General features: G+C 64.2%; 27 protein-coding genes and 1 pseudogene. 10 read left to right on the forward strand and 18 right to left on the reverse strand.

The annotated features are described in order from the left end of the window. Positions 1-255: 255 nt before the first annotated feature. Entirely contained in the window at positions 256-1,221 is a 966-nt protein-coding gene (locus tag GJV18_RS07845; RefSeq protein ID WP_160344189.1) for an integron integrase, read from the forward strand. On the opposite strand, the gene phnE is transcribed toward GJV18_RS07845, so the two are convergent. Genes phnE through GJV18_RS07865 form a run of 4 tightly spaced genes read right to left on the reverse strand, consistent with a single transcriptional unit; the run spans position 1,218 to position 4,463 of the window. Next, positions 1,218-1,994 (reverse strand): phosphonate ABC transporter, permease protein PhnE, encoded by a 777-nt coding sequence (gene phnE, locus GJV18_RS07850; RefSeq protein WP_160344191.1) that lies wholly within the window; start codon positions 1,992-1,994, stop codon positions 1,218-1,220. The two genes, GJV18_RS07845 and phnE, sit on opposite strands and share 4 nt — an antisense overlap. Beyond that, positions 1,991-2,818 carry a PhnE/PtxC family ABC transporter permease gene (locus GJV18_RS07855; RefSeq protein WP_160344193.1) on the reverse strand — a complete coding sequence of 276 codons (828 nt, stop codon included), beginning with the start codon at positions 2,816-2,818 and terminating at the stop codon, positions 1,991-1,993. The genes phnE and GJV18_RS07855 overlap by 4 nt, the downstream gene beginning before the upstream one ends. Continuing rightward, positions 2,812-3,615, reverse strand: a complete 804-nt coding sequence (locus GJV18_RS07860; RefSeq protein WP_160344195.1) for a phosphonate ABC transporter ATP-binding protein — start codon at positions 3,613-3,615, stop codon at positions 2,812-2,814. The genes GJV18_RS07855 and GJV18_RS07860 overlap by 7 nt, the downstream gene beginning before the upstream one ends. Then, on the reverse strand, positions 3,612-4,463 hold the full coding sequence (locus GJV18_RS07865) for a putative selenate ABC transporter substrate-binding protein (RefSeq protein WP_160344197.1): 852 nt from the start codon (positions 4,461-4,463) through the stop codon (positions 3,612-3,614). The genes GJV18_RS07860 and GJV18_RS07865 overlap by 4 nt, the downstream gene beginning before the upstream one ends. A gap of 125 nt (positions 4,464-4,588) precedes the next feature. Between GJV18_RS07865 and GJV18_RS07870 the strand changes: the two genes are divergently transcribed. From GJV18_RS07870 to dcd, 3 genes are all read left to right on the forward strand, one after another. Then, positions 4,589-5,479, forward strand: a complete 891-nt coding sequence (locus tag GJV18_RS07870; RefSeq protein WP_160344199.1) for an NAD(P)-dependent oxidoreductase — start codon at positions 4,589-4,591, stop codon at positions 5,477-5,479. After that, the gene (locus tag GJV18_RS07875; protein WP_160344201.1) at positions 5,476-6,267 is read left to right on the forward strand and encodes a hydroxypyruvate isomerase family protein; all 792 of its coding nucleotides are present in this window, start codon (positions 5,476-5,478) and stop codon (positions 6,265-6,267) included. Before GJV18_RS07870 ends, GJV18_RS07875 begins: the two co-directional genes overlap by 4 nt. A 205-nt stretch (positions 6,268-6,472) precedes the next feature. Next, positions 6,473-7,039, forward strand: coding sequence for a dCTP deaminase (gene dcd / locus GJV18_RS07880; protein WP_160344203.1), 567 nt, complete (start codon positions 6,473-6,475; stop codon positions 7,037-7,039). Between the two features lie 244 nt (positions 7,040-7,283). On the opposite strand, the gene nadE is transcribed toward dcd, so the two are convergent. From nadE to GJV18_RS07905, 5 genes are all read right to left on the reverse strand, one after another. Beyond that, positions 7,284-8,111, reverse strand: coding sequence for an ammonia-dependent NAD(+) synthetase (gene nadE / locus GJV18_RS07885; protein WP_160344205.1), 828 nt, complete (start codon positions 8,109-8,111; stop codon positions 7,284-7,286). A 363-nt stretch (positions 8,112-8,474) separates the two neighbouring features. Next, entirely contained in the window at positions 8,475-11,012 is a 2,538-nt protein-coding gene (locus GJV18_RS07890) for a penicillin acylase family protein (protein ID WP_160344207.1), read from the reverse strand. Positions 11,013-11,105: 93 nt separating this feature from the next. Next, positions 11,106-11,567, reverse strand: a complete 462-nt coding sequence (locus tag GJV18_RS07895) for a DUF2489 domain-containing protein (RefSeq protein ID WP_160344209.1) — start codon at positions 11,565-11,567, stop codon at positions 11,106-11,108. Positions 11,568-11,574: 7 nt separating this feature from the next. Continuing rightward, positions 11,575-11,772 (reverse strand): SEC-C metal-binding domain-containing protein, encoded by a 198-nt coding sequence (locus tag GJV18_RS07900; RefSeq protein WP_160344211.1) that lies wholly within the window; start codon positions 11,770-11,772, stop codon positions 11,575-11,577. Positions 11,773-11,778: 6 nt separating this feature from the next. Beyond that, on the reverse strand, positions 11,779-12,273 hold the full coding sequence (locus GJV18_RS07905) for an LEA type 2 family protein (RefSeq protein WP_160344214.1): 495 nt from the start codon (positions 12,271-12,273) through the stop codon (positions 11,779-11,781). A gap of 112 nt (positions 12,274-12,385) precedes the next feature. Between GJV18_RS07905 and GJV18_RS07910 the strand changes: the two genes are divergently transcribed. Then, entirely contained in the window at positions 12,386-12,949 is a 564-nt protein-coding gene (locus GJV18_RS07910) for a hypothetical protein (protein ID WP_160344216.1), read from the forward strand. 36 nt (positions 12,950-12,985) lie between these two features. Here GJV18_RS07910 and GJV18_RS07915 read toward each other — a convergent pair whose 3' ends face one another. Then, positions 12,986-13,459 carry a YchJ family protein gene (locus tag GJV18_RS07915; RefSeq protein WP_160344218.1) on the reverse strand — a complete coding sequence of 158 codons (474 nt, stop codon included), beginning with the start codon at positions 13,457-13,459 and terminating at the stop codon, positions 12,986-12,988. 4 nt (positions 13,460-13,463) lie between these two features. After that, positions 13,464-13,961, reverse strand: coding sequence for a DUF6231 family protein (locus GJV18_RS07920; RefSeq protein WP_160344220.1), 498 nt, complete (start codon positions 13,959-13,961; stop codon positions 13,464-13,466). A gap of 553 nt (positions 13,962-14,514) precedes the next feature. Here GJV18_RS07920 and GJV18_RS18630 point away from each other — a divergent pair. The 4 genes and pseudogenes from GJV18_RS18630 to GJV18_RS07940 form a co-directional block, all read left to right on the forward strand. Beyond that, a pseudogene (locus tag GJV18_RS18630) lies at positions 14,515-14,868 on the forward strand (OmpA family protein); the annotation flags it as partial. Positions 14,869-14,967: 99 nt separating this feature from the next. Beyond that, the gene (locus tag GJV18_RS07930; RefSeq protein WP_407692336.1) at positions 14,968-15,723 is read left to right on the forward strand and encodes an OmpA family protein; all 756 of its coding nucleotides are present in this window, start codon (positions 14,968-14,970) and stop codon (positions 15,721-15,723) included. A 243-nt stretch (positions 15,724-15,966) separates the two neighbouring features. Further along, complete coding sequence (locus GJV18_RS07935) at positions 15,967-16,272, forward strand: DUF1145 domain-containing protein (protein WP_160344224.1); 306 nt, start codon at positions 15,967-15,969, stop codon at positions 16,270-16,272. Further along, positions 16,265-17,026, forward strand: coding sequence for a collagen-like protein (locus GJV18_RS07940; RefSeq protein WP_160344226.1), 762 nt, complete (start codon positions 16,265-16,267; stop codon positions 17,024-17,026). The genes GJV18_RS07935 and GJV18_RS07940 overlap by 8 nt, the downstream gene beginning before the upstream one ends. A 42-nt stretch (positions 17,027-17,068) precedes the next feature. Here the strand turns inward: GJV18_RS07940 and GJV18_RS07945 are convergent, their stop codons facing one another. Beyond that, complete coding sequence (locus tag GJV18_RS07945) at positions 17,069-17,533, reverse strand: CopD family protein (protein WP_160344228.1); 465 nt, start codon at positions 17,531-17,533, stop codon at positions 17,069-17,071. Between the two features lie 116 nt (positions 17,534-17,649). Between GJV18_RS07945 and dinG the strand changes: the two genes are divergently transcribed. Beyond that, entirely contained in the window at positions 17,650-19,794 is a 2,145-nt protein-coding gene (gene dinG / locus GJV18_RS07950; protein ID WP_160344230.1) for an ATP-dependent DNA helicase DinG, read from the forward strand. Positions 19,795-19,802: 8 nt separating this feature from the next. Here dinG and mnhG read toward each other — a convergent pair whose 3' ends face one another. The 6 genes from mnhG to mbhE are packed head-to-tail and all read right to left on the reverse strand — an operon-like array spanning position 19,803 to position 25,562. Next, positions 19,803-20,144 carry a monovalent cation/H(+) antiporter subunit G gene (mnhG, locus tag GJV18_RS07955; RefSeq protein ID WP_160344232.1) on the reverse strand — a complete coding sequence of 114 codons (342 nt, stop codon included), beginning with the start codon at positions 20,142-20,144 and terminating at the stop codon, positions 19,803-19,805. Beyond that, positions 20,137-20,451: a monovalent cation/H+ antiporter complex subunit F gene (locus GJV18_RS07960; protein WP_160344234.1), complete on the reverse strand. Its 315-nt coding sequence runs from the start codon at positions 20,449-20,451 to the stop codon at positions 20,137-20,139. The genes mnhG and GJV18_RS07960 overlap by 8 nt, the downstream gene beginning before the upstream one ends. Beyond that, positions 20,448-20,945 carry a Na+/H+ antiporter subunit E gene (locus GJV18_RS07965; RefSeq protein WP_160344236.1) on the reverse strand — a complete coding sequence of 166 codons (498 nt, stop codon included), beginning with the start codon at positions 20,943-20,945 and terminating at the stop codon, positions 20,448-20,450. Before GJV18_RS07965 ends, GJV18_RS07960 begins: the two co-directional genes overlap by 4 nt. After that, positions 20,945-22,441: a proton-conducting transporter transmembrane domain-containing protein gene (locus GJV18_RS07970; protein WP_160344238.1), complete on the reverse strand. Its 1,497-nt coding sequence runs from the start codon at positions 22,439-22,441 to the stop codon at positions 20,945-20,947. The genes GJV18_RS07965 and GJV18_RS07970 overlap by 1 nt, the downstream gene beginning before the upstream one ends. Next, positions 22,438-22,842: a sodium:proton antiporter gene (locus tag GJV18_RS07975; protein WP_160344241.1), complete on the reverse strand. Its 405-nt coding sequence runs from the start codon at positions 22,840-22,842 to the stop codon at positions 22,438-22,440. Before GJV18_RS07975 ends, GJV18_RS07970 begins: the two co-directional genes overlap by 4 nt. Continuing rightward, positions 22,842-25,562, reverse strand: a complete 2,721-nt coding sequence (gene mbhE / locus GJV18_RS07980; RefSeq protein ID WP_160344243.1) for a hydrogen gas-evolving membrane-bound hydrogenase subunit E — start codon at positions 25,560-25,562, stop codon at positions 22,842-22,844. Before mbhE ends, GJV18_RS07975 begins: the two co-directional genes overlap by 1 nt. Positions 25,563-25,655: the final 93 nt, after the last annotated feature.

Consider the following 25,655-nt stretch of genomic DNA (forward strand, 5'->3'; position numbering starts at 1 on the left):
CGAAGGTGAAACTTCCTACTTTGAATTCCATGATTTCTTCCTGAAGACACTTAACAGTGATTAGATGGAATTCTTCGTTAATGCTAAGGCCGTGCCTTCTGCATAATCCCGTTTTGAATGATCGCTGGCCCTCATAAAAGTCCTTCTATATCAACATTTTAGGCTCATGCTGTCTGCGTAAGCATGTATTCGCTTGACTTCCGCTTTTTGCTCTACCATTACTACTGTATGGAAATACAGCTTAAGGGGCTCGGCATGGATGGTTCAGTCTCCAAGCCTCGGTTGCGTGAGCAAGTGAGGGCGGTGATGCGTTTGCATCACTACAGTATCCGTACAGAGAAGGCCTACTGGTATTGGATTCGTTACTTTATCCGCTTTCATAAATTGCGCCACCCCGCAGAGATGGGGGCGGTGGAGGTTAATGCTTTTCTCAGTTGGCTGGCGGTGGAGCGCGAGGTAGCCGCTGCTACGCAGAATCTGGCGCTGAATGCGTTGGTGTTTCTCTACGCCAGGGTGTTGCAGCAGCCATTGGGTGAAGTGGGTGAGGTGGTGCGGGCCAAGCGGGCGCGGCGCATCCCCGTGGTGCTGACTCATGTCGAGGCCACGCAGATCATCGACTTGCTGGCTCAACCCTATCAACTGTTAGCTGCGTTGATGTACGGGGCGGGGCTGCGGGTGGTGGAGGCGGCACGTTTGCGGATCAAGGATGTGGATTTTGATCGGCAGGTGATCACCGTGCACGATGGCAAGGGGGCCAAGGATCGCACCACCTTGCTGCCGGCATCGCTGATCAAGCCGTTGCTTGAGCGGCGCCAGCGCATGTTCGAGGCCTGGAAGCAGAAAGATAGCTTTTATCAGGCCCCGGTCAGTCTGCCTTTTGCCTTGAGGCGCAAGTATCCGGCGGCGGCAATGTCGTTCGAGTGGCAGTGGTTGTTTCCTTCATCCGGGTTGTGCGCGGATGAAGACGGCAGCATTGTGCGCCACCATGTACATGTCAGCTCGATCCAGAAGGCGGTCAGGCAGGCGGTGCGTCGCTCGGGTGTTAACAAGTCCGCCGGCTGTCATACCTTTCGTCATAGCTTTGCCACTGAGTTGCTGCGTCGCGGTAGCGATATCCGCACGGTGCAGACGTTGCTGGGGCATGCCGATGTCCGCACCACACAGATCTACACCCATGTCCTCGGCCAGGCCTTTGCCGGGGTGCAAAGCCCCCTGGGCTAGTGGCTGACCCAGCGCTGCCGTGCCCAGCCGCTGAGTGCGTCCACTGCCAGTACCAGCAAGAGCATGGCCAGGATTACGCTGGCGGCCTGGGCTTCCTGGAATAGGCTGAGCGATACATAGAGCATCTGTCCCAGGCCGCCGGCGCCGACAAAGCCGAGTACGCTGGCCATGCGGATATTGTTTTCCCAGCGATACAGGGAGTAGGCCAGCAGTTGTGGCCACACCGTTGGTAGGGTGCCGTAACAGAAGGCGCTGATGGCGCCGCCGCCGCTCAGGCGAATGGCGTCGGCCGGTTCGGTTGGGGCGTTTTCCAGGGTTTCGGCGAACAGTCGGCCCAGCACGCCGGCAGTATGCAGGGCCAGGGCCAGAGTGCCGGCATTGGGGCCAAGGCCGGCAGCCAGCACCATCAGGGCGGCCCATACCAGCTCGGGGATGGCGCGCAAGGCGTTGAGTATCAGGCGGCTCAGGTGCAGCGCCAGCGCGCCGAAGCGTCCGGCGGCCGGCAATGCCAGGGCCAGGCCGAGCAGGGCGGCGAGCAGGGTGCCCATGGCCGACATGGCGAGGGTTTCCAGGGCGCCCTGGGTGATGGCCTTGAGGTGCCCAGGGGAAAAGTCCGGGCGCATAAATCCGGCTGCGTACAGTCCCATCTGCTGCAGGCTGTCGCCGCTCGCCAGGGCACTCAGGTCGATGCCGAGAAAATGAAATGAAGAGACCACCGCCAGTAGCAGGGCCAGCAACAGGGCGTAGGTGGGCCAGCGGATGGGGGCCTTCATAGCAGTCTCGTGCGTAGCAGGCGGCTGATCTGATCGGCCAGCAGCACCAGCGCGAGGAAGGTCAGCAGCATGCTGGCCACTTCGCCACCGGCAAACATGCGCATGGACAGGTCGATCTGCTGGCCCAGGCCGCCGGCTCCGACAAAACCCATGATCACCGAGGCGCGAATCGCGCATTCCCAACGGTACACGGTATAGGACAGCATCTCCGCGCTGGCGCTGGGCAGTACGCCATAGGCGAAGGCCAGCAGGCGGCCGCTACCGGCGGCCTGCAGGGCGTGGCTGGGGCGCGGGTCCTGGGATTCGAAGATTTCTCCGTAAACCTTGCCAAGCATGCCGGCATAGGTGATGGCGATGGCCAGCACCCCGGCGGTCGGGCCCAGGCCCACGGCGCGGACGAATAATAGAGCCCAGACGATTTCCGGCACGCTGCGCAGCACGATCAGCAGGCCTCGCACCGGCCAACGCGCCAGCCGTGCCCACCCGGCCGGACGGCCACCCCGGTGTATGGCCGAGAGTGACAGGGCGCGGCTGGCCAACAGCGACGCGGGCAGGGCGATCAGCAGAGCCAGGGCCATCCCTGCGGTGGCGATGGCCAGGGTCTCCAGGGTGGCGCGACCGAGCAGGGCGAGGAACTCGCGATCATGGGCCGGCGGCCAGAAGTCGGCGAGAAAACCGCCCATATTGGCCGCATTGTTTGGCTCCAGCAGCACCGCCGGGTTCAGCTCGCTCAGGTGCAGGCCTGGCCACAGCAGCAACAGCGCCAGCAGGGTGAGCAGCAGGCGCGGCAGGGCGGCCGGGTCGTGGTGGTCGGGTTTCAACATCGCGGAATCTGGATGCATAGGGGCGCAGGCGATGGCGAACTCGGCAGGGGTTGCAGCTGTTCATTGGCGTACAGAGCGTCGAGCTGGGCCTGGCTGATCTGCGCGGGTGGCAAGTCGAACAGGATGCGCCCTTCACGGATGCCGATGATGCGCGGGAAGTGCGCCAGGGCCAGATCCACCGCATGCAGGCTGGCCAGCAAGGTCATGCCGCGCTGGCTCGCTTCATCATTCAGGACGCCAAGGGTGTGCCCAGCCAGCACCGGATCCATGGCCGAGACCGGTTCGTCGGCGAGGATCAGCTCGGGGGCCTGATACAGCACCCGGGCGATGCCGATCCGTTGCAGTTGACCGCCGGAGAGCTGGTCGCAGCGCTGGAACAGCTTGTCGGCCAGATCCAGGCGTGCCAGAGCCTCGCGTGCGCCGGGAATATCCAGCGGATGCAGCAGGTTGAGCAGGCCGCGAGCGAGGGACCATTGCCCCAGTTTGCCGGCCAGCACGCTGGTGACCACGCGCTGCCGGGGTGGCAGGGGTGGCGCCTGGTGGATCAGGCCGATGCGCGCGCGCAGGCGCTGGCGCGCCCGGGTCGGGAGCGACCAGGGCGTTTGCCCGAGCAGTTCGAGTTGACCGGCACTGGGCTGCAGGGCAGTGGCGAGCAGGCGCAGCAGGCTGGTCTTGCCGGCACCGGAGGGGCCGATAATGGCCAGGCGCTCGCCTGGGTTGACCTGCAGATCGATTGCGCTGAGCGCAGCCTGGCCGTTGGCGTGGGTCAGGCCCACGCCAGACAGGCGGATGCTCACTTCAACAGGCCGGCCGCGCGGGCTGCCTCTTCGATGCCCTGGTAGTTTTCTGCGCGGGTCTCGATAAAGCGGCTGGCGCTCTGCAGGTCGAGGATCGCCTTGTGTTCGGGGTTGGCCGGGTCGAGGGCGAGGAAGGCGGCTTGGATTTTTTCCTGCAGCTCGGCGTCAAGGTTGCCGCGCACGGTCCAGTTGTAGTCGTAGTAGGGCGGGGTGGTGGCGATCACGCGCACCTTGTCGGTGTCCACCTTGTCGGCTGCAACCAGTTTGTCCCACACCGCGGCGTTGAGCACGCCGCCATCGGCCTTGCCGGCCTGCACCCAGGCTGCGGTGGCGTCATGGGCGCCGGAGTAGGCGATGCGGCTGAAGAAATCTTCCGGCTTGATACCGTCCTGCAGCATAAAAAAGCGCGGCATCAGGCTGCCCGAGGTGGAAGACACCGAGCCGAAGGCGAAGGTCTTGCCCTTGAGGTCCTGCAGCGATTGCACGGCCGGGTCGGCGCTGATGATCTTGCTGGTGAACTTCTCGTCTTCGGCGCGCTGCACCAAAGGCACGGCGTTGCCGGTCTTGAGGCGGGTCTGGACGAAGGTGAAGCCGCCCAGCCAGGCCAGATCGACACGGTCGGCGGCCAGGGCCTCGACCACAGCCGCGTAGTCGGCGACCGGAATGAACTGCACCTTGATGTCCAGTTGCTGTTCCAGGTAGGCGCCCAGGGGCTTGAACTTGCGCAGCAGTTCGGTGGGGGCTTCATCGGGGATAGCCGAGACCCTGAGGACATCGGTTGCGTGGCTGAATACGGCGGAAACGGACAGGACGAAACCGGCGGCGAGCGCCAGGGTGTGTTTGAGCATGGTGGGTTCTCCGGTTCAATAGCGGGGAAAGCCGGCGGAGTATAAAGCAATCCATGTCCGGCGAGCAGCCGGTGGCGGCATTATGCTGGGTTAAGATAGCCGCATCACCTTGCCGGAGTTCGCCTATGTCCACCTCTCTGCCTGCCCTGGCTTTTGCCGGTATTGGCCTGATGGGCCTGCCCATGAGTCGTCGCCTGCTCGCCGCCGGTTATCCTCTGAGTGTCTGGAACCGCAGTCCTGACAAATGTGCGCCGCTGCAGGCCGAGGGTGCCCATGTGCTGGAAACTCCGGCCGAGCTCTGTGCCGAGGCCAATATCGTCATGCTCTGCCTGGCCAATACCGAGGTGGTGCGCGAGGTGGTCTTCGGCCCCGGCGGCATCGTCGAGGGCGCGCGCCCCGGCCAGTTGCTGGTGGACTTTTCCAGCCTGGAGCCGGCCGCGACCCGGGAAATGGCCGCCGAGCTTGAAGCGCGTACCGGCATGCACTGGATGGATGCGCCGGTGTCTGGCGGTACGCCGGGGGCTGCCAGTGGCACCCTGGCGATCATGGCCGGTGGCCGTGAGGCGGATATCGAGCGGGCACGGCCGATCCTGGCCCATCTGGGTCAGCGCCTGACCCGTATGGGCGAAGTGGGAGCCGGCCAGGTGACCAAGGTGTGCAACCAGATGATCGTCGCCTGCAATGCTCTGGTGATTGCCGAGGTGGTGGCCCTGGCCGAGCGCAGCGGGGTGGATGCGAGTTTGTTGGCCGAGGCTCTGGCTGGCGGCTTTGCCGACTCCAAGCCACTGCAGATTCTCGCCCCGCAGATGGCCGCCAGTGAGTTCGAACCGATCAAGTGGCATGTGCGCACCCTGCTCAAGGACCTGGATACGGCAGTCAAACTGTCCCGCGAGCAGGGCAGCGCCACCCCCATCAGCGGCCTGGCGGCGCAGTTGATGCGTCTGCATGGCAGCCAGGGTTATCTGCAGCAGGACCCGGCCACCCTGGTACAGCTGTACCGGGAGCCGCAGCCGTGAAGATCGCCGCCAACCTGTCGTTGCTGTTTACCGAACTGCCCCTGCGCGAGCGCATCCTGGCGGCGCGGGTCGCCGGCTTTGCCGGGGTGGAGATCCAGTTCCCCTACGAGCTGCCGTCTTTGCTGCTCAAGGACTTGCTGGCGGCCGCCGACTTGCCCCTGGTGCTGATCAACCTGCCAGCGGGCGATCTGATGAGCGGTGGCCCTGGCCTGGCGGCGGTACCGGCGCGCCAGGCCGAGTTCGACGCGGCCCTGCAGCAGGCCCTGAGCTACGCGGCCATGGTGCGCCCGGCCAAGGTCAATGTGCTGGCAGGGCGTCTGGCCGAGGGTGTCAGCCGCGAGCAGGCCATGGCCTGCCTGATCGGCAATCTGCAGCAGACGGCCGAGGCCTTTGCCCGGCTTGGCATCGAAGTGCTGGTCGAGGCCATCAATCCCCTGGATATGCCGGGCTTTCTGATCAATACCCCGCAGCAACTGGACGAGCTGCTGCGGGCGGTGGATCAGCCCAACCTGGCGGCGCAGTTCGACCTCTACCATATGGCTCGCCAGGGCCTGGACCTGGGCGCCGGTATCGAACTGCTGGGCACGCGTATTGGCCATGTGCAGTTCGCCGATTGTCCGGGCCGTGGGGAGCCGGGCTCGGGGAGCGTGGATTTTGCTGCCGCGCTCGAGGCCTTGCGCAGCGTTCATTACGAGGGCTGGTTGGGCGCCGAGTATCGACCGGGCTCGGCGGGTACCCAGGCCGGGCTGGGTTGGTTGGCACAGTGGCGCGCACAGCTGCAGGGTTAAAGAACAATCCGTCGAGACCGAGCCTGTGAGGGGCCTGGCCCATAGTGATAAGATCGCGGGCCGAATCAGTGCCGGTCAGCTTCGGCTGGTTCGCGCCAAAGGTGCAGGCCGTATGGGGAAGCGTATCCGTGCGGCTCTCAGTGGGCTGGATCCGTCTTGATCAGGAACGCCCGACTTTTATTAACAGCCCATTCAGGAAGCCCGTATGAGCATCAAATCGGATAAGTGGATTCGCCGTATGGCCCTAGAGCACGGCATGATCGAACCCTTCGTCGAGCGCCAGGTACGCACCGAAGGTGATGAACGACTGATTTCCTACGGGGTGTCCAGCTACGGTTACGATGTGCGCTGCGCCGATGAATTCAAGGTATTCACCAATATCAATTCGGCCACCGTCGACCCGAAGAACTTCGATGAGAAGAGCTTTGTCGATGTGAAGAGCGACGTGTGCATTATTCCGCCCAACTCCTTTGCCCTGGCCCGCACCGTGGAGTACTTCCGCATTCCCCGGGATGTGCTGACCATCTGCCTGGGCAAGAGCACCTACGCGCGTTGCGGCATTATCGTCAACGTCACGCCGCTGGAGCCGGAATGGGAAGGTCACGTGACCCTGGAGTTTTCCAACACCACCACCCTGCCGGCGAAGATCTACGCCAATGAAGGCGTGGCGCAGATGCTGTTCCTGCAGTCGGATGAGGCCTGCGAGGTGTCGTACAAGGACCGTGGTGGCAAGTATCAGGGGCAGTTGGGTGTGACTCTGCCCAAGGCCTGAGCCTTTTAAAATGTGAGAAAGCTGGGCGTTGCCCTAATGCTGTTCACATAAGAAACGGTGGAACGCAATCAGTCCCCTCGCCCCTCTGGGGAGAGGGTTAGGGAGAGGGGGAAGCTGGCGGTTTTGCCGCGTTCCAGCCCTCTCCCCCAGCCCCTCTCCCATAAATGGGAGAGGGGCGCTAAGCGTGCGCTGCCTTAAATGAACAGCATTAGGGCGTTGCCCGGCTTTTTGCTGCATGTTGGTTTTAGGGAATCAGGGGCAGTTCGCGCTTATGCCGGGTGGCGTCATAGGTGCGCACGATGCTGGCATAGGCCTGTTCACTGACGGGCTGGCCATGCAGGAAGGCATCGATCTCGGCGTAGGTCACGCCATGGGCTTCCTCGTCCGGCTTGCCCGGGCGCAATTCTTCCAGGTCGGCGGTCGGGGTTTTCATCACCAGGTGCTCGGGGGCGCCCAAGTGGCGGGCGATGGCCCGTACCTGGCCCTTGACCAGGCCGGACAGCGGCGCCAGGTCGCAGGCGCCATCACCGAATTTGGTGAAAAAGCCCATCACAGCCTCGGCGGCATGGTCGGTGCCGATCACCAGGCCATTGTTGGCATTGGCGATGGCGAACTGGGCGACCATGCGGATACGCGCCTTGATATTGCCGGTCACGAAGTCGCGGCGGGCCTCGCTGAGTTGCTGCAGATGGGTGACTTGTTCGCCCAGACCCTGCACGCTTCCCGAGATATTGACCGTATCTTCCTCGTCGGCACGGATAAAACGCAGCGAGTCCTGGGCATCCTGCTCGTCGTGCTGGGTGCCATGGGGCAGGCGCACGGCGATAAAGCGGTAGGCGTTGTCGCTGGTTTCGCTGCGCAGCTCTTCCACCGTCAACTGGGCCAGGCGCCCGGCGGTCAGGGAATCGACCCCGCCGCTGATACCCAGTACCAGCACCTTGAGCCCGGCGTTACGCAGGCACTGCTTGATAAAGGCCTTGCGCCGCTCGATCTCGTGGATCAGCGCGGCTTCGTCGGCGAAGGGCGGCACCACGTCGAGGGAGGCGGCGATTTCGGCTTGGCGATTGCTCATATCAGAGGTCCTTGGCGAGATGCGGCGCGGCAGGGGGCTGCGGCGCGAACAGCTGCCAAGCTTACTGTGATCCGGCGCGAATGGGCAGGCCAGAGGGGCTGGATAAAAGGCGGGATAAAAAATAGGCGCCAGAGGCGCCAGGAGATTTCACACGATGCACAGTCTCTGAGTGGCCCTGGTCAGGAAAGTTCAGTGCGTTGATATGAAATGGCCATTATTTTTGCAGCGCGGCCCGCGTCGCAGGTGCGGAGGCTGCAAAAAAGAAAAGGCGCCAGAGGCGCCTTAAACGATGATCTATGGAGTAAGTCGAATACTGTGACTGGCGCTTCGGCGGATTAGTTCAGTGATGCCGACGAACGGTCATCAGCGGGCCGGCAGCAGGATCAACCGGCGGTTGCCATAGGCCTTGTCCAGATTCTCCGCGCGGAAGGGGAAGGTCATGTACTGGCCCTTGCGCCAGGCCTCGATACCGTCGGCATAGTGGCGGCTGGCGGGGTTGCCGGACTGGCCGGAGCTGTTGAGACCGATCAGCGGCTCGGCAGCGGCGAAGTCGACGACGATGCGCATGGCCGGGATCAGCCAGGTGTCGAAATCCTGCCCCCAGCTGTAGGCCGAGACGTTCAGAGTGCTGTGATCACCACCGGCAGGGTAGGGGCCGCGATCCAGATAGCCCTTGAGCGCACCCAGGCTACTGCGCTGGCTGGCGCTCAGGTGGGGGGCCATCTTGCTGCTGTCGCTGACCCATTCGTAGCTATGCAGCTTGCCCCACTGCCAGGCGCGTCGATCCGCGCCGAAGCGTTGTTCCAGCAGGCTGACGGCGGCAGCCAGGCTGCGGGCGAGAATGGCCGGCTTGTCTTCGCGCTGCGCAGTGCGCACATCGTTCCAGAACGGGCTGTCGTCGCGCCCCAGCAGGTGGTCGGCCTGGGCCGAATAGGAGGCGTTGGCGGTTTCCACCAAAGCCTGCCAGGCCGGGCTGGTGTCCGGGCCCAGTTCGTCGAGGAAGATGGCCCGGGCACTTTCATGCAGAAAGGCGCCATACAGGGCGGCATCGGCGGAGTCGGCGCTCAGCTTGCCGTCGAAGGCCTGCAGGCGCTGCAGGGCTTCCTCGGCCTTGCTCCGCTCGGCAGCCGGTAGGGCGGCGATGGCCTGGCGCAGCGGGTCATGCATGCCCGGAGCGTTGAACACGGCCTGCAGTTTGGCGACGAAGGGCGAGGTCTGGTCGTACTGCATGGCGATCATGCTCTGCCGGTCGTGGCGGCCGCTGCCGGCCAGTTCGGCGATTCGCTCGGCGCGCTCCGGGTAGTACCAGGAGTTGGACAGTTGCATGCCGTAGCCACGCGGCACCGTGCGCTGGTTGGCGGTACCCAGCCAGCCTTGCGGCGGATCCTGATCATAGGGGTGCAGCATGGGGTCGGCGTAGCCATCCCAGGCGTACTGGCTGTCCCAGCCAGGGGAGGGCATCAGGCCCAGGCCGGCACGGCGGTTGGGGTAGCGACCGGTGACCTGCCAGCCGATATGGCGTTCGTCGGCGAAGACGATGTTCAGCGGCATGGCGCGCACTTCCCGGGCGGCGTCGAAGGCCTGTTCCACCGACTGGGCGCGGGACAGGTCAAAGAAGGCGTCCAGGCTCTGGTCGGCTTCGAATTGAGCGGTCTTCAGGGCCAGACCATAGCCGCTTTGCAGTTGCAGGGGCTGCAGTGGGTGTTTGCGCTCACCCAGCACCGAGTTGAGCAGCGGCCCGTGGCGGGTTTCGTAGAGGGTTTCGCGGATGGGCCGCTGGCCCTTGATAAAGAAGGTTTCCTGGCGCTCCCGGGCCGGCAGCCACTGGCCATCGGCCAGATAGTAGAGGCGTCCGTTCTGGCGCTTGACCTGCTCCAGGAACAGGTCCTGGTTGTCGCCCATGACCATGGTCATGCCCCAGGCCAGCTTGCCGTTGAAGCCGGCCACCACCGCCGGCACCCCGGCGATGGATACCCCGGCGGCCGAGTATTTGGGCGAGCGGATATGCACGAAGTTCCACACCGAGGGCAGCGACAGCGGCAGGTGGGTGTCGTTGGCCAGCAGGCTCTTGCCGCCACGGCTGCGCTGCGGAGCGATGGCCCAGTTGTTGGACGCGGCCACGCCGAGCATATGGGCCTGGCTGAACTGGCTGAGTGCGGCGTCAATACTTTCCAGACCAGCCAGTTCGCCTTGGAGGTTGAGGCCCTTGAGCTTCTTGGCCTCCTCGAAGGGCAGCGGCTCGTCCGGGTAGCTGGGCAGCAGCCAGGCCAGGTTGTCGCTGCCCACGCGCTGGGCCAGGATCAGGCTGGCGATCTCTTCCTGCAGGTTGACCGACAGGCCGAAGTTGAGCAGGCAGAACACCAGCACCGAGTCCTCGGGCGTCCAGTAGGCCGGGCGGTAGCCCGACTCGGCCAGGTCCATCGGCAGTTTGTCACGGTAGCGGAACAGGTAGGCGTTGACGCCGCGGGCGTAGACCTCGAAGAAGCGCTTGAGCCGTGGCGAGGCGCCGCGATACAGCTGTTCGGCGCTGGCGCGCAGATTGACCGCACGCATAAAACGGTCGATCTCCAATGCGCCGGGGCCGGTCATCTCCGCCAGGCGCCCCTCGGCCATCAGGCGCAGGCCGACCATCTGGCTCAGGCGATCGCTGGCATGCACATAGCCCAGGCTGAACAGGGCGTCATGGAAGGTATTGGTCTCGATCAGCGGCATCCCTAAGGCATTGCGCCGGATCACCACGCTCTGCGCCAGCCCCTTGACCTGCATGCTGCCCTGGTCCGGGGGCACGCTGGCGGCATAGCGACTGTTGAGGAAGGACTGGCAACCGCTCAGGGCAATGGCGCCACTCAGGCTGGCAATCAGGCCCAGGTGGGCCAGGGGACGAAACGCACGCGCAGGCATGCTGCAGCTCCTTGCAGAACGAGAAAAGCCTGGCAATGCCAGGCTTGGGTGGATCACACGTTAGACAGTCATCACTGCCCTGGCAAGGCCGATTCAGGCGCGCTTGCGCGGCTGCTCCAGGCCTTCATCCAGCAGCCAGCGGGCGGCGCTGCGAGCGGCGGCCTTGTGCTGCAGCTCCAGCTCGTTGAAACGCTTTTCATGCTGACGGCGCTGTTGCTTGTCCAGGGCCTTCCAGGCCGCATGGGTCGGCACCTCGGCGGTGGCCTCGAAGAGCAGGTGGAACACTTCACAGCGCTGGTCGCGGCTGAGCTGGCTGTCGTAGTTATCCAGCAGCACCTTGATGCGGATGGCGCCCTCGATCAACGGCAGCTGGCCTTCCAGCAGGCTGCCGGCGAGGATTTGCAGATCGCCGCCGATGCGCTCCTGGCGCTCGCGTTCAGCCTGGGTCTGGGCGCGCTGGCGCGCCCAGACCTGGCGCCACAGATACAGGGCGTAGCCGGCCAGGCCGACAATCAGCAGGCTGCCGAGAAACCAGGCTAGATGCAGGGCGTTCATGCTTGGCTCAGGCGCCGTGACATTTCTTGAATTTCTTCTGGCTGCCGCACGGGCAGGGATCGTTGCGACCAACGTCCTTCAGGGCGTTGCGCACCGGCTCCTGGTGGCCATGGTTGCAGTGCGGCCCATGCACATGACCATGATCATGGCTGTGATCGTGATCATGGTTGCAGTCGGGGCCGTGAACGTGGGGTTGCTGGGTCATGCAGAACTACTCCGGGATGTAATCGCCAGGAATTATCTCGCCATTGCGCGACATATGCACGCTGCGGCCGAACATCCAGCCGGTCTTGACGCTGCCCTGCAGGCGATAGGGGATAGGTTTGTCCGGTTTTTCCAGCGCCTTGACGATCTGCCGCAGATGACGCCAGAGATTGGTCCGTACCGGCACGTTGAAGCTGTGATGGCCATGGGCCGGGACAGTGAAGCGGGCCGTGGATTCCCCCGTGGCCAGCGGCACGCCGTTGAGATGCACCACGTAGTCGAGGCCGCGCACTGGCAGACTGAAACTGTTGGGGTTGTCGATGCGAAAGCGCAGGTTGAAGCGCTGCTCCAGCAATTTGGCCTTGACCACATCCACCTTGACCAGGCGGACTTCCGGATCCTTGAAGTTTCCTGACGTACTTGAACAGCCGCCGAGACCCGCGAGGAAGCAGAACAACAGCAATAGGCTAAGAATTCTTATCGTTTGCGCCTGATAAAACATTGCATACTCCGAATGACGCATCAGTGTAACAAGCAAGTGCCCGCCTGCAACCTGTTGTAGGGGCAAAAAAACCTGCGCCATACTGGAGTGCAAATAGGACAGGAGTATGACCATGGCCCGTTACGAGATCGCCTTTTCTGCGCAGCTGATGCCAGGGGCGCAGCTGGAGTCGGTCAAGGCCAATCTGGCCAAGCTGTTTCAGGCCGATGCCCAGCGCCTGGCCTTGCTGTTTTCCGGTCGACGCATCGTGATCAAGAGCAATCTGGATGAAGCGGCGGCGGAAAAATACCGCTCCACCCTGGAGCGTGCCGGCGCCCTGGTCGAGGTTTGTGCCCTGGCCGAGGAGATCGAGGAAATCGAACTGGCACCACCGCCTGAGCCGCTGGCTGCACCCGCGCCGACTCAGCCAGCGGCCGCGCCGGCGCAAGGGGCGCCGGGGCGACTGAAGGTTGTGCCACGGGATGAATATATGGCGGCCTTTGTCGGTGTCGATGCCCCCGATTTTGGCATCGCCCCCCTGGGCGATGACCTGCAGGACGACAAGCCGGATGTGGATGCTCCGCCGCTGGATCTGTCCCAGTTCAGCCTGGCTCCGGTGGGCAGCGATATGGGCGAGGCGAAAAAGGCGCCGGCGGGGCCACCGCCGGATATTTCCCATATCAAACTGCAGGAATGAGAGGCTGCCTTCGAGGTGGCCCGGGCTTGATCGCGATCAGCTGAAGTACGCCGCGCAGCACTTCTTGAATTTCTGCCCGCTGGCGCAGGGGCATGGGTCATTGCGACCTGCCTTGAGCTGCACGGTCGGGTCGATAAAAAACCAGTGACCGTTGTGTTCAACAAAGGCTGAACGCTCCCGGTGACTGTGTTCACCCTGAGCGTCGCGCCAGTGGGCGGCGAAGGTCACATAGGCGTGGGCAGGATTGCCGCCTTGCGGTTCATGGCTTTCCACTTCAAGGCCCAGCCATTCGCTGTTCCGGCTCCAGGCGCTGATGGCCTGGCGATCCAGTCCGGCCTGCTGTGCCGGCAGGGTGGTCTGTACCAGATAATCGACCAGTCCCAGCGCGTAGGCGCTATAGCGCGAGCGCATCAGCATTTCGGCATTCGCTGGTCGCTGGCCGTCGTGGAAACGGCCGCAGCACTGTGGCAGTGGTATTTCGCTGCCGCAGGGGCAGGGCGCGTTGTTCATGGCCTTACCACCAGTACTTGCCGAAATTCTCCGGGTTGGCCCAGAACTTGGCATTCAGCCAGTCCGGAACCTGCTTGTAGTCGAGCAGATCGTAGGTAAACAGGTGCAGGGTCTGTCCTTCGCGCTGGAACTTCTCGGCGGCCTGCAGGGCCAGGGCGAAGAAGTCGGTTTCCTGCCAGGCGCAGGCCGCCAGGTCCACCAGCACCGCCATGCGGCTGGCATTCAGATTGCGAATGCCACCGAGCAGCTCCAGGCCCTGGCGCTTGGGCAGATGCTCCAGGCAGTCGACCACCACGGCCAGGTCGTAGCGCCGGCTGGCCAGCTCGACTGATAGGGGCGCGGCGGGGGCCTGGGTGATCTGACAGTGGCCGTGGGCCTGGGCAAAGGCCGTCACGGCGGGCAGCTCGCTGGCGCCAAGTAGCAGCAAGTGTTCGGGTCGATAGCGCTCAAGCAGGGCAGCGATGGCCTGCTGGGGAGTACGGGTGGAAAGCTGGGCGGTCATCAATCATCCTCGGGCGTTGCGTCAACACGGTTCTGAGGCAGTGTGCGTTGGAACCTAAGCGCTGTCGCATATGTTCGCATCGTTTGTATTGGCTGTAGCAAGTATTCGGGTGAGTTGTATCCAGGCTGGCGTGATGGCTCGGTGTGAATTTGCCTGTTGAATATTGATTGGCATCATGAAATATCGCTGCAGGCCTTATAAAGCCTGGCTTTTTTGCAGACAGAGGTCTTTACTTCAACGTTATCGGTTTAAGCCGATTTACCAATAGGAGACGTAATTTATGAGCATCACTAGGAAAGCATTACCCCTGATTGTCGCCAGCACCCTGTTGACAGGTTGCGCCGGCCTGCAGAAAACCGACTGGCCGACCTGCGCGGCTGTCGGTGGCGTTGGTGGTGCAGCGTTGGGCGCGATTGAAAGCTCGACCTGGGCCGGTGGTGGCGCTGTGGTCGGTGCTGGTATGGCGGCTGCTTATTGCTGGGTGCATGGTGCCGGCGAAGAGCAGGTGGCCATGGTCGAGGAAGTGGTTGAAGAAGCGCCGATGGAGCAGCCTGCTGAAGCCGTGCGTGTGGAACTGGACGTCAAGTTCGATTTCGACCGTGCCGTGGTCAAGCCGGAAAGCTATGGCGACATCAAGAACCTGGCCGACTTCATGAGCCAGTTCCCGCAGACCACCACCGTGGTTGAAGGGCACACCGACTCCGTGGGTAGTGATGCCTACAACCAGGGTCTGTCCGAGCGCCGTGCCAATGCCGTGCGTGATGTACTGGTCAACCAGTACGGCATCGGTGGCGAACGCGTCAACGCCGTAGGTTACGGTGAAAGCCGTCCGGTGGCCGATAACGCCACTGCTGATGGCCGTGCCATCAACCGCCGCGTTGAAGCCGAAGTCGAAGCCCGTCAGTAAGCGGTAACCCCAAAGGCCGGCGCTGCAGTTTCTCGCAGCGCCGGCCTTGTCGATTGTGGCTGCTGGGTCTTTACTCCTTAGTGACCGGCAACGACCGGTATGACAGGAGATTCCACCATGAGATCCAGATTTCTAACGGGGGTGGCCCCCATTCTCTTGGTCAGCAGTGTTCTTTCGGGGTGCGTCACAACTTCCAGTACGGGAGATGCGCCGCTGAACCAAGGGAACTGGCCCCTGTGCACAGCGCTTGGTGGTCTGGCCGGTGGCGGCCTTGGCGCAATCGAAAGTTCCACCTGGGCAGCCGGTGGTGCGGTGGCCGGTGCGGTCATCGGCACGCTGATCTGTTACGCCCAGGATGGTGATGAAGACGGCGATGGTGTGTTCGATCGCCGCGATCGTTGCCCCGGTACCCCACCCAATACGCCTGTCCATCACAATGGCTGCCCGTTCAAGGAATATGCCAGTGCTCCAGCTCCGATGGAGCCTGAACCGGAACCCATGGCCGAAGCGGTCAGGGTCGAACTGGATGTGAAGTTCGACTTCGACAAGGCCGTGGTCAAGGAGGACAGTCAGGGTGATATCCAGAGCCTGGCCGACTTTATGAAGCAGTATCCGCAGACCTCCACCACGGTTGAAGGCCATACCGATGCGGTGGGCAGCGATGCCTACAACCAGAACCTGTCCGAGCGGCGTGCCAATGCCGTGCGCGATGTGTTGGTCAATCAGCATGGCATCGACAGTGGCCGCGTCTCTGCGGTGGGTTACGGCGAGTCCAGGCCCATAGCCGACAACGACAGCGATTCGGGCCGTGCCCTTAATCGTCGCGTCGAAGCTGCGGTCGAAGTGGTGCCCTAGGGTCTGTTGCCGTTTCCCTGCGCGCAGGTACGGCAGATAAGACTCGTGTCCCCAAGCTGCGCCCCAATTGCTTCAGCCGTTGAATCAGGCTGAGGCAATTGGGGCGTTTTTGTTTGTCCCCGGCAGCGTGATGAGCAGCTTGGCGATCGGCGCTGCAACTGCCCCGCGCGGCCGGCCCCTGGCTGTGCGTTGGCAAAGCGGTTAAGGTGCGTGCAAACAACAAATCAGCGGGGGCTCGACCGGATGAAAGTTCTGATGATGCTGGGCAAGGGCTTGACTGCCTTGTTCTGGGGGGTAGTGCTGGCCAATCTGCTGCAGCCATTCGCGCAGCCCTTTGCCTTGCTCCTGCAGGTGATGGGGGGGGCTGTCCTGCTTCTGCACGGCGCCGAGTACCTGATCTTCAAACAGCGTCTGGCCAGTCGACAAAAGCCGGCAATGGATATGTTCCAGGTACTGCTGTTCGGCATTTTTCACCTGCTTGGCCTGGCGCATGAGCAGACTGAGAAAACGCCAGCCGAGGGCTTGCCCATGGAGGCGGAAAATGCGTAACGGCCTACTCCTGCTGGCCTTGTGCAGCCCTATCGCACTGGCTCAGAGCGTGATTGAGGTCGGGGCTAACAGCCTGATACGTTTGCCGACCAGCAGCCAGGTACTGCATTTGCAGCGCCTGGCGATCGCCGAGCGTGGCACGCTGTTGATTCCCGCTGGCGTCAGTGAAATCCGTGTCGATGAACTGCAGCTGGGCAGTGAGGCGCGTATCGCCCTGGCGCCCGGCGAGCAGCCCCTGCAGCTACTGGTGGACAGTGGCCAGGTGGCCACGGGCGCGCAGATCAGCGCCCGTGGCGCCAAGGGTACGGCGCAACAGCCGGCGCAGCCCGGACGCAGCCTGATCCTGCGGCTACACAGTCTGTCTGCCGACATGTTGTTGGTGGATGCCCGGGGTGGTGCCGGGGCGCCGGGCTATTCCGGCCTGGATGGCGCCGATGGTGAAGCGGGCGGTTGCACCTGGGGTCAGGCCAGCCGTGGCCATGACGGTCATGACGGTGGCGATGGCCAGGCCGGGGCCCCGGGGGCTCGGGTGCGCGTCGAGTTGCCGCTGGACGTTCCCGCAGAGCTGCTGCAGATCCGTGTGGACGGCGGCGAGGGTGGCGCGGCCGGCCCCGGCGGCAAGGGCGGGCGCGGCGGTGTCAGCAAGGGCTGCTGGTTGTACAGCACTGAGGGCGCTGCCGATGGCCGCCCGGGGCAACCTGGCAAGGCCGGCGCTCCGGGGCCAGCGGGGCAGCTGGAGTTGGTGCGTTTCTAAGCGCTTGCTCATGCGCCCGGCTCGCCGAGCCGGGCCTGCGTCTTAGAAGGTCGGGCGGGCGGCGGCGAGGCTCACCAGCAGCAGGCCGACAATCAGGTTGCTGCCCACCAGACGGCGAATCTTGCCCAGCACGGCGCCGCCGGCTGGCCAGTCCTCACTTTCCACGGCGCGGCGCAGCTGTGGCAGCTGCAGTAACTGGATGCGCAGAAACAGCGCCAGCATCACCAGGTACAGGCCGATCATGATCTGCACATAACGCGGCGCATTGTCGAAACCGGCAAAGCCCAGGTGCAGCATGCCCACGCCGGTTACTGGCAGCACCAGCACCGCCGGCCAGACCCAGACGAAGAAGCGCTTGAATACATTCAGCCACAGGCGCAGACGTGCCGGTGCATCGAGTATTTCGACCGCCGCCGGGCGCAGGATCATCCAGGCGAAGAACATGCCGCCGACCCAGATCAGGGCCGCCAGCAGGTGCAGAACATAGGTCAGGGCATAGGGCGTCATGGGCAATCTCCGAGTGAGGGGCGCGATGGAGTCTGCGCCGGATCGATTAGCGCGCTATGATAGCCGCCGACCGCCAAACACTGAAAATTTATCCAGCCTTTTCGCGCCCAGATCCCATGCTCAGTACCGAACTCAAGTCCCAGATTCAGGGCGCCTATTCCCGTTTTCTCGAAGCCAAGTCGCTCAAGCCGCGCTATGGCCAGCGCCTGATGATCGCCGAAATCGCCAAGGTGCTCGGCGCGATCAAGACCGACGACGAGGGCAAGCGTCTGGGCGAACCTGCCGTGGTGGCGGTGGAGGCGGGCACCGGCACTGGCAAGACCGTGGCCTACAGCCTGGCCACCATTCCCACCGCCAAGGCTGCCGGCAAGCGCCTGGTGATCGCCACCGCCACGGTCGCCCTGCAGGAGCAGATCGTGCACAAGGATCTGCCGGATCTGCTGCGCAACAGCGGGCTGAACTTCAGCTTCGCCCTGGCCAAGGGCCGTGGCCGCTACTTGTGCCTGTCCAAGCTTGACCTGTTGCTGCAGGACGGCCAGGCGCAAAGCGCCACCGCTCAGCTGTTTGAAGAAGAAGGCTTCAAGATCGATGTGGATGAGCAGGGTCAGAAGCTGTTTACCGCGATGATCGAAAAACTCGCCGGCAACAAGTGGGACGGCGACCGCGACAGCTGGCCGGAGGAGCTGGAAGACAGCCGCTGGTCGCAACTGACCACCGACCACAGCCAGTGCACCAACCGCCATTGCCCGAACTTCCAGCAGTGCGCCTTCTACAAAGCGCGCGAAGGCATGGGCAAGGTCGATGTGATTGTCACCAACCACGATATGGTCCTGGCCGACCTGGCCCTGGGCGGCGGCGCCGTGCTGCCCGATCCGCGCGAGACCCTTTATGTGTTCGACGAGGGCCACCACCTGCCGGACAAGGCCATCGGCCACTTCGCCCACTTTACCCGCCTGCGCAGCACGGCCGACTGGCTGACCCAGATCGACAAGAACCTGACCAAGCTGCTGGCGCAGAACCCGCTGCCGGGCGATCTCGGCCGGCTGATCGAACAGGTGCCGGAGTTGGCCCGGGAGCTCAAGACTCAGCAGCAATTTATGTTCAGCGCCTGTGAGCAGGTCGCCGACTTCAAACCCGGCGAGGATATGGAAGGCCGTGAGCGCCCGCGCCATCGCTTTGTCGGCGGTGTGGTGCCGGAGCATCTGAGCGAGTTGGGTCTGGAGTTGAAGAAGGGCTTTTCCAAGCTCAATGACCTGTTCACCGGCGTCACCGAACTGCTCAAGGAGGCCATGGACGGCGAAGGCGCCAACGGCATCGCCAGCCACCAGGCCGAGGAGTGGTATCCGCTGTTCGGCAGCCTGCTGGCCCGGGCCAAGGGCAACTGGGAGCTGTGGCTGGCCTTTACCGCCGAGGACCCGGAAGAAAGCCCGCCCATGGCGCGCTGGCTGACCCTGGCCGAGAGCGGAGCGCTGTTCGATATCGAGGTCAACGCCAGCCCGATCCTGGCCGCCGAGACCCTGCGCCGTAATCTGTGGAATGTCGCCCATGGCGCCCTGGTGACCTCGGCCACCTTGACGGCCCTGGGCACCTTTGACCGCTACCGCATGCGCGCCGGGCTGCCCAAGGTGGCGGTCACCGCCGTGGTACCGAGTCCGTTTCACCATGCCGACGCCGGTGTGCTGCGGGTGCCGGACCTCAAGGCCGACCCCCGCGAGGCGGCGGTGCACACCGCGGCGATTATCCGCGAGTTGCCGGGCCTGGTGGCGGGCAGTCGCGGCACCCTGGTGCTGTTCTCCTCGCGCAAGCAGATGCAGGAGGTGTTCGACGGCCTGGAACGCGACTGGCGTCGCCGCGTGTTTATCCAGGGCAACCTGTCCAAGCAGGAGACCCTGAACAAGCACAAGGCGCGGGTCGATTCCGGTGAGGAAAGCGTGCTATTCGGCCTGGCCAGCTTTGCCGAGGGCGTCGACCTGCCCGGTGCCTACTGCGAGCATGTGGTGATCGCCAAGATTCCCTTCGCCGTGCCGGATGATCCGGTGGAGGCGGCCCTGGCCGAATGGATTGAGGCGAGAGGCGGCAACCCCTTTATGGAAATCGCCGTGCCCGATGCCTCCCTGCGTCTGGTGCAGGCCTGCGGCCGCCTGCTGCGCACCGAGGCCGATCGCGGCACCATCACCCTGCTGGATAGGCGCGTGGTCACCCAGCGCTACGGCAAGGCAATTCTTAATGCGCTGCCGCCGTTTCGTCGGCAAATTGACTGACGCGGTGCTTATGGATCCTCGCGCTGATCTCGCTCCAGTTCGTCGCCCAGCGGCCCCAGCACTGGTTTGATCCCGGCGCGGTGGGCGGCGCGGGCGATGGCGTGAGCTGCCAGGGGCGCGCTGGCCAGCAGGACCAGCAAACCCGCCAATGCTTCCAGGGCCAGCTCGCCGCTGCTGGCCAGGGCCACCGCGCCCAATAGCAATACCGCGCCCAGCACGCCGGCCTTGCTCGCCGCATGCATACGGCTGTAGCTGTCCGGCAGGCGCAGAATGCCGATGGCACCAAGCAGGGAAATCAGCGCACCAGCCAGTACCAGGGCCGAGGCCAGCCAGCTCAGTAGATTATTCATGCTCGTTCTCCCGTTTCACCGGCGTGGCGCAATAGGCATCGTCAAACAGAAAGGCAAAGGCCGCCGTGCCGAGGAAGGACACCAGGGCCAGTAGAACGGCCACGTCGAGAAACACCGCCTGGCCGCCGATCAGGCAGGTCAGGGCCATGGCCGCCACCGCCAGCAGGGTCAGGGCGTCGATGGCCACGGCGCGGTCGGGCCGGCTCGGCCCGCGTAGCAGGCGATAGATAATGATCAGCCCGCTAAGGGCGAGCAGGATAGCGGCCAAGGGCAATACCCAGGCAGCGCCCGCCAGGTGCAGGGTCATGGTTGTACTCCTTGGCTCTTGCTGGCATCCAGCCAGGCCAGCAGGCGCCGTTCCAGTTCGCTGAGCATCTGAGTCACGTCTTCAGGCTGGCGCGCATCGAGGGCATGGATATACAGCAGGCCGCTGCTTTCATCGTATTCCAGGGCCAGGGTGCCAGGGGTCAGGGTCAGCAGCGCGCCGAGCAGGGTGGCCGTGTTGGCATCGCGCCGGGTCAGCGGATAGGCCAGCACCGCCGGTGCCACGTCGACCCGGCGCGCCAGCACCAGGCTGGCGACGTGATAGCTGGCCAGCAGGATCTGGCCGATAAACCACAGGCAGAACCACAGGCCCAGCTCCAGGCTTCTGGCGTAGCGGCTCAGACGCGGCAGCCCCAGGCCCAGCAGACGGGCCAGCAGATAGAGCAGGGCGAAAGCCGTCAGGCCACCACCCAGGTGGGCAAAACCCAGCCCCCAGGCCAGGGCTACGCTGGCGAGCAGATGGATCAGGAAAAACATCAGGCACCTCCTGCCGGGCTAAAGGGTTGCAGGTAGGCCTCTGGGTTACCCAACTGTTCGGCAGCGGCGATGGCGTAGTCGATCAGGGGGCCGGCACCCAGGCCGATCAGCACCGTGAGCAGCGCCAGGCCGGCCATGCCGAGCCAGGCGGCGCGGCTCTTGGTAGACAGTTGCAGGGCCGCTTCGCCTTTGGGGTGGGCCTTGAGAAAGGCCTCGTTCCAGATCTTGTTCATCGACAGCAGGGTAAATACCCCGGTCAGCAGGGCGATACCGGCGGCCCACCAGGCGGCGGCATCCAGGCTGGCCTTGACCAGCAGAAACTTGGCCCAGAACCCGGACAGCGGCGGAATACCGGCCAGCGATAGCGCCGGGATGGCGAACAACAGCGCCAGCCAGGGCAGGCGGCCGTATAGCCCGCCCATATCGGCCAGGCGCTCGGAGCCGCAGATACGCGCTGCCACGCCACCGATAAAGAACAGGTTGGCTTTCACCACGATATGGTGGATCAGATAGAACACTGCGCCGGCCAGGGCCAGCGGTGTGGCCAGGGCCAGGCCGAGGACCATGTAGCCGACCTGGCTGACGATATGAAACGACAGGATGCGCCGCACCTCGGTCTGCGCCGCTGCGCCCAGCACGCCCACCAGCATGGTGGCGCAGGCCACCCACAGCAGCAACTGATGGGGCAGGCCATACTCCGGCCAGAGCAGGGTCACCAGGCGGATCAGGGCGTACACCCCGACCTTGGTCAGCAGCCCGGCGAACATCGCCGATACTGCGGTCAGGGCCACGTGGTAGGTGGCCGGCAGCCAGCCGAACACCGGAAACAACGCGGCCTTGATGGCGAACGACAGCAGCATCAGCAGCAGCGCCGGGGTGACGCCCGCTGGTGCCTCACCGCTGCGCATGATCACGGCCAGCTCGCCCATATTCAGGGTACCGCTGGCGCCATACACCAGGCCCGCAGAGAGCAGGAAAATCAGGGTGGCGAACAGGTTCAGCGCCACATAGGTCATGCTCCCAGCCAGCCGGCGCTTGCCGCCGCCCAGGGCCATCAGGGCGAAGGAGGCGATCAGCAGCACCTCGAACCAGACATACAGGTTGAAGATGTCGGCGGTGATAAAGGCGCCGCCGATGCCGGTGAGCAGGCCCTGGACGAACAGGTGAAAATCCCGGCCTACCCGCGTATCACTGTCCCGGGCCACGCCATAGAGCAGAGTGACCAGGCCGATCAGGGCGCTGATGGCGATCATCACCGCAGACAGGCGGTCGATCACCAGGCTGATGCCAAACGGCGCTTGCCAGCCGCCGACCTGGCCGGCCAGCACGGTGCCGCCAGCGGCCAGCCAGACCAGCTTGATCCCCACCGCCAGCAGCAGTGTGGTGCCGCCCAGGCTCAGTGCCCGCACCAGGCTCAGATGGTTGCGCAGCAGCAGGGCCAGCACCAGGCTGCACAGCGGAATCAGCACCGGGGCAACGAGTAATGCCTGATTCATCGACGTGCCTCCACGCCGGTGCCATCGGCCTCGTGCTCGCCGGCATGCCAGTCCGGCGCCGGCTGTTCGGTGATGGCGCTGACCGAGTCGGTGGTCTTGTCGCCATGCAGTTCGCGGGTGCGCTTGAGCAGGGCCAGGGCAAAAATGAACAGGCTGAAGCCGATGACGATGGCGGTTAGCACCAAGGCTTGGGGAAGGGGATTGGCCGCAGCGGCACTGTTGCCCGCTTCGACGAAAGCGGCGCGCTCACCGATAAAGCGCCCGGCGGTGAGTACCCCCAGGTTGATCGCGTTACCCAGCACCGCCACCCCCAGCACCACGCGCTTGAGATTGCGGTCCAGCAGCATCCACAGGCCCAGCCCGGCCAGGCCCCCGGTGGTGATTGCGGCGAGCCATTCCATCAGTGACGCACTCCTGTCAGCTTGTCGATCATGTGCAGGGCGGAGCCGAACACGGTGAGAAACACCCCGACATCGAACAGCAGCGGTGTACCCAGCGGCAGGCCGCCGGGGAAAGTCCACAGACCCTGAAGAAAGGCCTGGCCGCTCAGCAGACCAAGGATGCCGGCCAGCGCCGCGATGCCCAGACCAATGCCAATCAGCTGCGCCGGGCCAACGGGCAGCACCCGGCGAATCTGTCCGTGGCCGTAGGTCAGCACCAGCAGGATCAAACCGCAGGCCGCCACCAGACCGCCGATAAAGCCGCCGCCGGGCAGGTTGTGGCCGCGCCAGAGCAGTAGCAGGGACGCACCCAACATCAGCCAGGCCAGTGGGCGCAGGCCCTGGCGCAGCAGGGGTGAGGTAAAGGCATCTTCGCCGCGGCCTTCGCCACCGATGCGCTGGCCGCTGCCGAGCAGGGTGGCGGCAGCCAGGGCCGAGAGGGCCACCACGAGGATTTCGCCGAGGGTGTCGAAGGCGCGGAAGTCCACCAGAATCACGTTGACCACATTGTGCCCGTGGCCGCCCGGCAGGCTGTTGTCCAGGTACCACTGGGCGATAGTGCCCGGCAGCGGCTGGCTTACCGCCAGGAGCAGGGCGCCGGTAACGCTAAGGCCGAAGAGGACCGCCACGCCGGCATGCAGGCGGCGCTTCCAGGGCGCCCGGGCGCCGCTGGGCGGCACCGTGGGCATCTTGCGAAATACCAGGGCGAGGAAGATCAGGCTGAGGGTTTCCACCATCAGCTGGGTCATGGCCACATCCGGCGCATTCACCGCCACAAACACCAGGGCCAGGCCCAGGCCACAGGCGCCCAGGGCGGCCAGCAGGGTCAGGCGCCCCGGCAGAAAGGCCGCCGCCGCGCCGCCGGCCAGGGCCAGCAGGCAGCCGGCCAGGCCAAGCAGGGAAATCGGGCTGTAGCTGCCTTGGAACAACTGTGGCAGCGCCGGTAACAGACCCACTGCCAGCAAACCGCCCACGGCCAGGGCCAGCAGCACCAGGTGCTGACGCAACGAGCCATGCTGGAAGCGCGCAGCGAGCAGCCCGGCAAGGTGGAAGATACGCTTGAGCAGGCGGTCCCAGATCAGGTCGCCGCTGATATTCCACACCGCATGGGCCCGCTCCAGCAGGGCGCGCAGGCGGTCGCGGCAGAGGTAGAAGAACACCCCGAGGGTCATGGTCAGCAGGCTGGCCAGCACCGCCGGGGTGATGCCGCCCCAGAGATAGAGATGCACATCCACCGGCCCGCGCGCCACTGCCTGCACGGCGGTATTGACCAGCCAGGTTTCCGGCCAGGCATTCCAGGCGCCGAGCAGGAAGCCGCCAATGGCCAGCAGCATCGGTCCCAACCACATCGGCAGGCTCACTTCATGGGGCGTGCGCGGGTAGTCGCCGCGCTTGCCGAGAAAGGTGCGTACAAACACCAGGCCGGCGGCGGCGAACAGCAGGGCATTGGTGAGGATCATCACCAGGGTCACGGCCCAGCCGATCGAGCCCATCTCCATCAGCCCGCTGTACTTGAACTCTTTGGCGATAAAACCGAAGAAGGGTGGCAGGCCGGCATTGGAAAACGCCGCCAGGGCCACCGCTGCCCCGGTCAGCGGCATATAGCGGATCAAACCGCCGAGCCGGTGCAGCTCGCGGGTACCGGTGGCATGGTCCACCGCACCCACGGCCATAAACAACGCGCCTTTGTAGAGGGAGTGAGCCACCAGATAGAGGACGAAGGCCTGCAGGCCGTAGCTGGTGTTGGTGCCGATTAGCATGGTCAGCTGGCCCAGCACGGTCACCGTGGTGTAGGCCAGCAGGCGCTTGAGATCGGTCTGGCGAAAGGCCAGAAAGGCGCCGAGTACCGCCGTGGCGGCGCCGAAGGTGATCAGCAGGGTGCCCCAGCCGATGGAACCGCCGAGCACCGGGTTAAGCCGCGCCAGCAGGTAGATACCGGCCTTGACCATGGTCGCCGAGTGCAGATAGGCCGAAACCGGGGTCGGCGCGTTCATCGCATTGGGCAGCCACAGGTGGAAGGGAATCTGCGCCGACTTGGTAAAGCAGCCCAGCAGCACCAGAATAATGATCGCCGGCAGCAGCACATGGCCTTCGATCTGCTCGGCGCTGAGCGCGGAAAACTGCCAGTTGCCGGTGGCGCTGCCGAGCAGGATCAGCCCGGCCAGCAGGGTCAGGCCACCGCCGCCGGTGATCAGCAGCGATTGCAGGGCAGCGCGGCGCGACACGGCCTTTTCGTGCTGGAAGCTGATCAGCAGGAAGGAGGCGATGCTGGTCAGCTCCCAGAACACGAACATCGCCACCAGATCATCGGCCAGTACCAGGCCGAGCATGGCCAGCATAAAAATCAGCAGATAGGCGTAGAAGCGTCCGAGATGGGTATGGCCAGACAGGTAGCTGCCGGCGTACAGCACGATCAGCGCACCGATACCGCTGATCAGCAGGGCGAACAGCAGCGACAGGCCATCCAGGCGCAGGCTCAGGCTGATGCCCAGGGCCGGTATCCAGTTCACGCTTTGCAGCACGGTGCCACCGTCCGCCACGACCTCCATCTGGCTGACAAACCAGATAAAGGCGGCCAGGGGCGCCAGCATCAGCAACAGGCCGGCACGCTGCCCCAGCATGCGGGTCAGCAGCGGCGCCAACAGGGCGGCCAGGGCAATCAGGCACAGCAGATAGAGCACGGCAATCTCCAGTTTTCCCGGCGCAGTGGCACTCTGCGCAAGCAGAGGCACATCGGAGAGAATGAAAGTGGATTGCTATTGAGAATAGTGAAT

Origin of the sequence: Pseudomonas xionganensis (genome assembly GCF_009763245.1) — a bacterium.
GTDB lineage: Bacteria > Pseudomonadota > Gammaproteobacteria > Pseudomonadales > Pseudomonadaceae > Aquipseudomonas > Aquipseudomonas xionganensis.